This window comes from Limnobacter sp. CACIAM 66H1 (assembly GCF_001601825.1).
Taxonomy (GTDB): Bacteria; Pseudomonadota; Gammaproteobacteria; order Burkholderiales; family Burkholderiaceae_B; genus Limnobacter.
In genome coordinates this window covers 57,701-65,762 of the sequence record NZ_LUJK01000012.1, presented here as the reverse complement: position 1 = coordinate 65,762, position 8,062 = coordinate 57,701, and the positions used below count along the sequence as shown (strand labels likewise).

The following is an 8,062-nucleotide window of genomic DNA, read 5'->3' as shown; positions in this document are numbered from 1 at the left end:
TGGTGTGCGAATCAAGAGGTCTCGCACATCGGTTTGAGCTGAACGTTCTGTTTCAGGGCGCATCACCAGCACCTTGACTTCGTTGCGGCCACGTTGTTGGCGCAGGGCTTCAGCCCCAAAAAAGCAGCGCGAACCTGTCGACCAATGTCGTTTGAACTCAGTCCCAAGCGGCGCGCTTCCTCTTTCAAAGTAAAGCTGAACTGTTCCTTGCCATTCTGAAATCCATCATCAATTTCGGACACCATGGGGTAGTTGGCCAGTTCACGCGCCAGTGCTTCGCTGGCCTGGCGCAGGGTGTCTACATTGCGGTGGCTTAATTGCACCGTGAAAGCAGGGCCACTGCCGGGGCCACCCGAATCGGCTGCGAAGCGAATGGTTTCGACACCGGGAATATTGCCAACGTCGAGACGCCATTGGTCGGTGAATTCTGCAGTGGGCACTGGGCGTACGCCCGGCGGCGTGAGGTAAGTTCGAACGGTGATGTTGTTTTCATTCACACTGGCATAAATGCCGGTGCTCTGTTGTTCGCCACCCGTGGCCTCCACGGTTTTCAAAGCGCTGGCGACAATTCGATCGCGCACCAGGTTCACTTGTTCATTGGTGCTGCCCAGCGGCAATTGCGCCCGCACTTCAGACTGATCCGCTTCCACTTGTGGAAACAGTTCGAAGCCCATTCGGCCACTGACCGGCCAACTGATCACCAGCACCATCAAGGCAATGCCAACGCCCATGGACAGGTATCGGTATTCCACACATTTCTGGACGATCGGGGTGTAGCGGCGTTCAATAAACTGGCTGAATCCCTTGGAGAACTTTTGTTGCCAGTTGTGGAATTTTCCCTTGCTTTCTTTGCTGTGCGCCAAGTGGGCTGGCAAGATGAAAATTGCCTCCATCAGCGACACCACAAACACCGTACACACCACCAGTGGAATGACACCCCAAATTTTCCCGAGAAAGCCCGGTACAAACAGCAACGGTGCGAATGCTGCGATATTGGTCAGAATGCTGAAAGTCACCGGCACGGCCACATCGCGCGCACCCTGAATGGATGCATCCAGCATGCTCATGCCTTGTTGTCGGTATTCATAAATGTTCTCGCCGGCAACAATTGCATCGTCCACCACGATACCCAGTGCAATGATGAAAGCGAACATGGAAATCATGTTGAAAGTGACCCCGAACAGCGGCAGGAACAACATGGCGCCCAGAAAGGCAATTGGAATGCCCAAGCTGATCCAGAAGGCCAGCTTCCAGTCCAGGAAAATGGTCAGCAGCACCATCACGAGTATCAAGCCCATCACCGCGTTCTTGGCCAGCAATTCCTGTCGCTGTTTGTAGGTGTCAGAACGATCACTGACCACCGAAATTTCGATGCCTTCAGGCATCAAGGGGCGAATGCGCTCCAGCGCCTCCTGCGTGGCCTCGGAAATTCCAATCGGGGTTTGATCTCCAATGCGCGATACCGAAATTTCTATCGATGGCTTGCCGTTGAATGTGGCGTATTTGTCGATGTCCTGAAAACCATCGCGCACTGTGGCAATGTCACCCAGCTTCAAGGGAGTGCCGCTGACGGGCGAGACAATCGGCAGCGCCGCAAATTCATTGGCGAAATCACGCCGCTCAGAAACACGCAGCAATATTTCACCGCTTTGGGTTGAAATACTTCCGCCGGATACTTCAATCACATTGGCCCGAATATTGTCAGCAATACCTTGCAGCGTGAGCCCATAGGCGTTCAGTCGTGATTCTGGTACTTCAACGTGAATTTCCTGTTCGCGTGTTTCAGTCAAATCAACTTGTGTGATACCAGGGTTTTGCAGCAAGCCGTCGCGTACTTCTTCAGCCAGATTGCGCAGGGACAATTCATCGGTATCGCCGTGCACCACCAGTGTAACCACCCCACGTTTACGCGCAGTCAGCGACACATTCGGTACTTCGGCATCACCGGGGAAGGTGGTGATTCGATCGACCTCTTGCTTGATCCTGTCGTAAACAGCCTGCGCATCTTCCGATTCATCAATTTCAATGACCACGCTGGCCACGCCCTCATTGGCTGTGGAATTGACTTCCACAATTCCCTCAATGGCAGAAATCGCTTCCTCAATGGCCAACACTATGCCTTGTTCAACATCTTCGGGACTTGCGCCCGGGTAGGCCACAGACACCGTGACCAAATCCAGCTCGAATTCGGGGAACACTTCTTTGGTCATGTTCATGAATCCGAACACACCTCCGATCAGGCACACCCACATCAGGATGTTGGCGGCCACGGTATTCTTGGTCATCCAGGCCAGTGGGCCTGAGCGGTCTACCCGGCGTCGGCTTGCAGCATTCATGGTTTGACCGCCGCAGGTGTCTCGTTCGTCCGAATGGCCATGCGGTTCACCGGTGACCCCAGGTTGGAAGTCACAATATTCTCGCCATTGTTCAAGCCACGATCAATCAACACATACTCGGCGGAACGGAAGGCGATATTGACGGACCGAATATCAAGTTCACCGCCATCGTTGACCCACACGGTGTTGTCATGCACGGAGGAGGGCGCAAGTTTGAACACATTTTTCAGTTCAATACCATCAAAGCGAACTTTCACATACTGGGCCAGCAACAGTGGCTGCAGGTTCTTGTCGTTGCTCTTGTTTTGACTGCGGGGCACTTCGACCAATACTTGCGCTTGCCGTCCGTTGTCTTGCACGCTGGTTTGCAGGTTCAGCACCGTACCCTTGTGGCAACCGTCCTCTCGGCTGCTTGCATCGCTAACGCACACGGTTGAGCCCGCCTGTTTGTCTTCAGGGAACTTGATCCATTTCAAATCAGCTTGCGGCACGGCCACACTGATCCAGTAGGCCTCGCTGCTGGCCAACACGCCAAGTGCGGTGGAGGCGCTGACTTGCGCGCCCACACTTGCTTCACGACTCACCACCACACCGTCGAAAGGTGCCCGCAAAATGGTACGCTCCAGGTTCACCTTGGCGCGCTCAACACCGGCCTGCGCAGACTGCACAGTGGCCTTGGCAGCTTCCAGTTGTGGTTTGCGCAAAATCAGCGCACGTTCACGTTCATCCACATTCAAACCCAGTAATTCGAAGTCGGATTGCGCCACAACCTGGTTACCCAGCTCGGAGGTGAGCGTGGATTGTGCCTGTGCAAGTGCGGCTTGCGCTGTTTGTAATTCAATTCGGTAGTCGGTGTTGTCCAGCTGTACCAACACATCGCCCTTTTTGAAGGATGCACCCGGTACAAACTTCGGACCAATGCTTTGAACAGTGCCGCTCACCCGTGCCTGCAAAGTAATTTGTTGTTCGGGTTCAACCACGCCATAGCCCAGCAAGCTGACTGTGTAGTCTCCGGCTTTTACGGCTTCGGTGGTTACCAACCGTGCAACTTTTTCCGGCGGTTTGCGGCTGGCAGTGGGTGCCGTGGCCACCAGCAATTCAGACCCAACAACACCTATGGCAACGACCCCAACGGCCAGGCCAATTTGTACCCACTTGCGCTTGAAAAAAGATTGATCGCTCATGACTGCTCTGCTGCTGTAGATTGGGGAATGCTGCCGGACAGCGCCCTGTAAAGGGCAATCCGAAAGCCCACCAGTTGTTGTTGTGCGTTCACCAGGTTGCGCCTTAACTGGCTGGTGCTTTGTTGTGCATCCAGAATTGCCAGGTAGTCGACCGTGCCGTTGCGATAGCCTGCGAACAGCCGCTTCAAACTGAGTTCAGCCAGTTCGAGTTGCCTCTGAAAACTGTCCACGGCCTCGCGTTGCCGGGTTTCCTGAATCAGTGCATTGTCTACATCGGCCAGTGCATTGATTGCAGCGTCCTGGTATTGCGCCACGGCTTGGTCAAGCAATGCGCGTTGGCGTTCAACTTCCGCGGAGCGTGCGCCCCCGTCGAACAGTGGTGCGACCAGATTGACGCTCAAATTGCGCACCCAGTTGTCAAACAGCGAATCGGAGTTCGGGGTTTGATCGCTAAAACTTGCCCGCAAGCTGAGTTGCGGGAAGCGGTTGGCGATGGCGGCAGCCACACTGCGGTCGGTGGCCAGCACCTGCGACCAAGCCTGTTGCACATCGGGGCGTCGATTCAATAATTCAGCAGGAAAACCTGTTGCAGGCAAAGGGGGGAGAGCGGGTAGGCTCTCACGATTCAGGCTGATTTTGTTGGGGGGTTGGCCTACCAACAGCGCCAGGCTGTTGAGCAAGACATCGCGATTGGACAGGGCTTGAGCCAGGTTACCTTGGGCCGATTCAACCAGTTGTCTTTGTTGGAACACGTCAGAGGCCACCGCACCGCCCTGACGGAATCGCAATTCAACCAATTTTAAATTGGTCTGAAAACTCCCCAGCTCTGTTTCGAACAGCCGCACAGTCTGATCGGCAGCCACCCATTGAGCCCAAGTGGAGGCCAACTGGCCGGCGATGCTGATGCGGGCGGCATCCAGTTCATAGCGCGTGGCCTGAAGTTGCAATTCAGAGGCTTTGGCCGAGTTGCGAACCCGCGACCACAGATCAATTTCATAGCTTGCTACAAAAGAGGCCGAGGTAAACAACCCGCGATTGTTGGTCGCCTGCCCTTGTATGCTGGTGCCTTTCACAGTGTTTTCCTGTCGGCCTGCATTCAATGTGAGCGAAGGGAAAAAACTGGCTTGTGCTCCGTCCAGGCTGGCTTGAGCTGCACGCAACCGCGCTTCAGTGGCCTCAAGGCTCAGGTTGTCGGCCTGTGCCTGCTGCATCAGTGTGTTGAGTTGTTCGCTTGCAAAACCCTTCCACCAGTCAGCTGGGGCCTGCACTGCATCCGGGCTGACCAAGGGTTTGAACGTTGCATTTTCAAACCGGTTGTCAATTTCTGGTTTTCTGGACTCAACAGTGGCGCAGGCCCCCAGCGACAGAGCCAAGGCAAGGGGCAGCAGGGGTTTGAGGTGGTGCTTCATGGTGTCGTTTTTCTTGTTTAGTGCCCATCAGACCACAGTCTTGGGCTGTTTGTTCAGCTGTTAACTGATCTTTACAAAATTGAACCGAAAATCACCATGCCCCCGCTTTCCTTATTTCGAGGCCAGTTGCCGCAAGGCGTACACATACCCTTGCCAGCCCAGCCCGCAAATGACACCTTCAGCCAAGTCTGAAAAATAGCTGTTGTGTCGAAAGCTCTCGCGTTTGTAGATGTTGGACAGGTGCACTTCAATAAACGGAATGGCCACGCCGGCCAGTGCGTCGCGCAGCGCGACGCTGGTGTGGGTATAACCGGCCGGGTTGATCACAATGCCTGAGACATCTTCGGTTTTTGCCTTGTGAATACGGTCAATCAATGCACCCTCATGGTTGCTTTGAAAGGTCATCAACTCGAAACCATCGGTGAAGGCAATGTTCTTCAAGGCTTTTTCAATGTCAGCCAGGGTCATGTGTCCATAGATGCCGGGCTCGCGCGTGCCCAACAGGTTCAGGTTGGGACCGTTGATCAGCAGCAGTTTTTTCAAGTTTCTTCTCCGGTGCGGGTGTGTTTGAAAAAAATAGTAACAAGCAATGCGGCGGGCTAGGGGGATTCGTCTACACTGCGGACACGTTCGCGCACAAAATAACGACAATTTCGAATAATTACAGGACAGAGGCAAGCCATGAACACCAACATCGACGCAATTTTCAACTTACTGGCAGGCACAGCACGCGGCTGGCGCGGCACCGGCATCACTGCCCGAGCCCGAAAAACGCCCGAAAAGCCATTGAAACTGTACGACATCGAAATCAGTCCGTTTTGCCGGTTGGTGCGGGAAGCGCTTTGCGAAATGGACCTGGATGTGATGATTTTGCCTTGCCCCGCAGGTGGCAAGCGTTTTCGCGACGAGGCTCGCCAATTGTTGCCCGGCACCAAGTTTCCAATGCTGGTGGATGACAACACCGGCGTGGTCATGAATGAATCAGCCGACATCATCGATTACCTGGCCAAAACCTACGAGAGCAAATTGAAAAGCCAGCAGGGCTTTGGACGCAAAGTGGCGGTGGGGACTTCGGCTTTGGCCAGCACCTTCCAGTACCGGATCGGCGGGTTTCAGGGCATGAAAGCCCGACCATCAAAAGCACCTGCTGAACCCTTGGTGCTTTACAGCTTTGAGAGTAGCCCATACTCCAAGCCTGTACGCGCGCGTTTGTGCGAACTGGAAATTCCATATCTGCTGAAGAACACGCCCAAGGGCGCCATGACGGACATGGGCCCGCCGGTTTTCCGCGACAAGCTGTTTAAGGCGCCACAAGGCACCACGCGCAACCGGGCTTGGTTGTCGGAGAATACTGGCAAGGTGCAGGTACCTTATCTGATCGATCCGAATACGGGTGTGGCGATGTACGAGTCCAACGACATTTTGCGGTATCTGGACAAGACATACGGCGCTTGAACAGTTTGTTGCGCTGGCGAGAGTCTGCTTGCAGTCGCTACGCTATCTCAGGTGCATACCCTCTCTCGCCAGAAAACCTGATTTTCCCTTTTTGATATTCACCCTGACTCACCTCGCTCGGCAAAAGGGCGGGCCGAGTCTCGGTGTCGGCCCTCGGCCGACCGTGGCGGGTGAATTCAAACGGGCAGGTTTTCTTGATCGGCGCAGCGAGGGCATTGCAACCTGAGCTAGCTTCGCAAATAGGCAGGTGACTTGCAGCGCGGCGCACAAGCGTGGCGTAAAGCAAGGTTTGGGTGCTTCACCGCCTTGCCGGCTTTGCAAGGCTTCCCGGCGGCCTCGCAGCGCGGGGCGACTCCGAAAGGAGTCGATGCGAAGACGCTTACGCGTTTCGCATGCCCCAAGCCAGAGGCATCAAGCCGGATCTGAAGCCTTGCTTAGGCAAGGTGATGTGGGCACCCACACCGAAGCTTGGCCGCGCATGGGCCAGGGCATGCAGCGTTCAGGTCTTCCGAACCACCACGCTGCCAATTGAATAACCCGCGCCGAAGGAGCAGATCACGCCCACATCGCCGCTGCCCAAGTCATCTTTGTGGCGGTGAAACGCGATCACAGAACCCGCCGAGGCGGTATTGGCGAATTCATCGAGAATGACAGGTGCTTTGTCGGCCGTGAATTCACTGCTGCCCAGCAGTTTTTTGGCAATCAACTGGTTCATGGCCAGGTTGGCCTGGTGCAGCCAATAGCGGCGCACATCAGTGGCCGAACTCAAACCCAGACTTTGCAAATGGGTGCTCATGTGCTCGGCAGCCATGGGGCAGACTTCCTTGAACACTTTGCGGCCTTCCTGAATGAACAGCTTGTCACGCGCATTCGGATTAGCGTCTTCCGAGCGGTTCAGAAAACCAAAGTTGTTGCGAATGTTGTTCGAGAATTTGGTGGCCAATTTGGTGCCCAGTACTTCCCAACTGCCCGGTTTGGCATCCTCAAGGCGCTGCACGATTACAGCGGTGCACACATCACCAAAGATAAAGTGACAGTCGCGATCCAGCCAAGCCTGGTGGCCCGAGGTAATTTCAGGGTTCACCATCAACACCGCACGGGCTGTGCCGCTGCGCACTGCGTTCACCGCCTGCTCAATCCCGAAAGTGGCAGAAGAACAGGCCACATTCATGTCGTAGCCGAAACCTTCGATGCCCAAGGCTTCCTGGATTTCAATGGCCATGGCCGGGTAGGCGCGTTGCATGTTCGAAGCTGAACAAATCACGGCGTCAATGTCAGCGGCGGTAAGCCCTGCGTCGTCCATCGCTTTGCGGCCAGCGTCCACGGCAATTTCTGCCATCATCGACAGTTCAGAATTTGGTCGTTCCTTGAAATAAGGGTGCAGGCGATCCGGGTTCAGAATGCCTTCCTTCTCCATCACATAGCGTTGCTTGATCCCGGATGCGCTCTCAATGAAGGCCGAGTTGGAAGGCTGAAGTGGCTGAAGTTCTCCGCTGGCAATTTCAGCCGCATGCTCTTCGTTGAACTTCGCCACGTAGGCATTGAATGACTCCACCAATTCATCGTTGGTGATGGTTTGGCTGGGCACGAAAAGTCCCGTGCCGCTGATGGCTACCTTGATCATTGCGCTCGTCCTGGGTGGATGATGGTGTGTTCTATCTCTTGCGCAATGATAAAG

6 protein-coding genes are annotated in these 8,062 nt (G+C 54.9%); 1 reads left to right on the top strand and 5 read right to left on the bottom strand.

What is annotated here, in order from left to right; all coding sequences use genetic code 11:
• Positions 1–62 precede the first annotated feature (62 nt).
• From A0129_RS05595 to aroQ, 4 genes are all read right to left on the bottom strand, one after another.
• Entirely contained in the window at positions 63–2,336 is a 2,274-nt protein-coding gene (locus A0129_RS05595; protein WP_291713161.1) for an efflux RND transporter permease subunit, read from the bottom strand.
• Entirely contained in the window at positions 2,333–3,520 is a 1,188-nt protein-coding gene (locus A0129_RS05590) for an efflux RND transporter periplasmic adaptor subunit (RefSeq protein ID WP_291713159.1), read from the bottom strand. Before A0129_RS05590 ends, A0129_RS05595 begins: the two co-directional genes overlap by 4 nt.
• A complete protein-coding gene (locus tag A0129_RS05585) occupies positions 3,517–4,929 on the bottom strand; it encodes an efflux transporter outer membrane subunit (protein WP_291713156.1) in 1,413 nt (470 codons plus the stop codon). Before A0129_RS05585 ends, A0129_RS05590 begins: the two co-directional genes overlap by 4 nt.
• 111 nt (positions 4,930–5,040) lie before the next feature.
• Positions 5,041–5,472, bottom strand: a complete 432-nt coding sequence (gene aroQ / locus A0129_RS05580) for a type II 3-dehydroquinate dehydratase (protein WP_291713154.1) — start codon at positions 5,470–5,472, stop codon at positions 5,041–5,043.
• Positions 5,473–5,610: 138 nt separating this feature from the next.
• Between aroQ and A0129_RS05575 the strand changes: the two genes are divergently transcribed.
• On the top strand, positions 5,611–6,384 hold the full coding sequence (locus A0129_RS05575) for a glutathione S-transferase N-terminal domain-containing protein (RefSeq protein WP_105028539.1): 774 nt from the start codon (positions 5,611–5,613) through the stop codon (positions 6,382–6,384).
• A 499-nt stretch (positions 6,385–6,883) separates the two neighbouring features.
• Here A0129_RS05575 and A0129_RS05570 read toward each other — a convergent pair whose 3' ends face one another.
• On the bottom strand, positions 6,884–8,008 hold the full coding sequence (locus A0129_RS05570; RefSeq protein WP_291713152.1) for a beta-ketoacyl-ACP synthase III: 1,125 nt from the start codon (positions 8,006–8,008) through the stop codon (positions 6,884–6,886).
• Positions 8,009–8,062 lie beyond the last annotated feature (54 nt).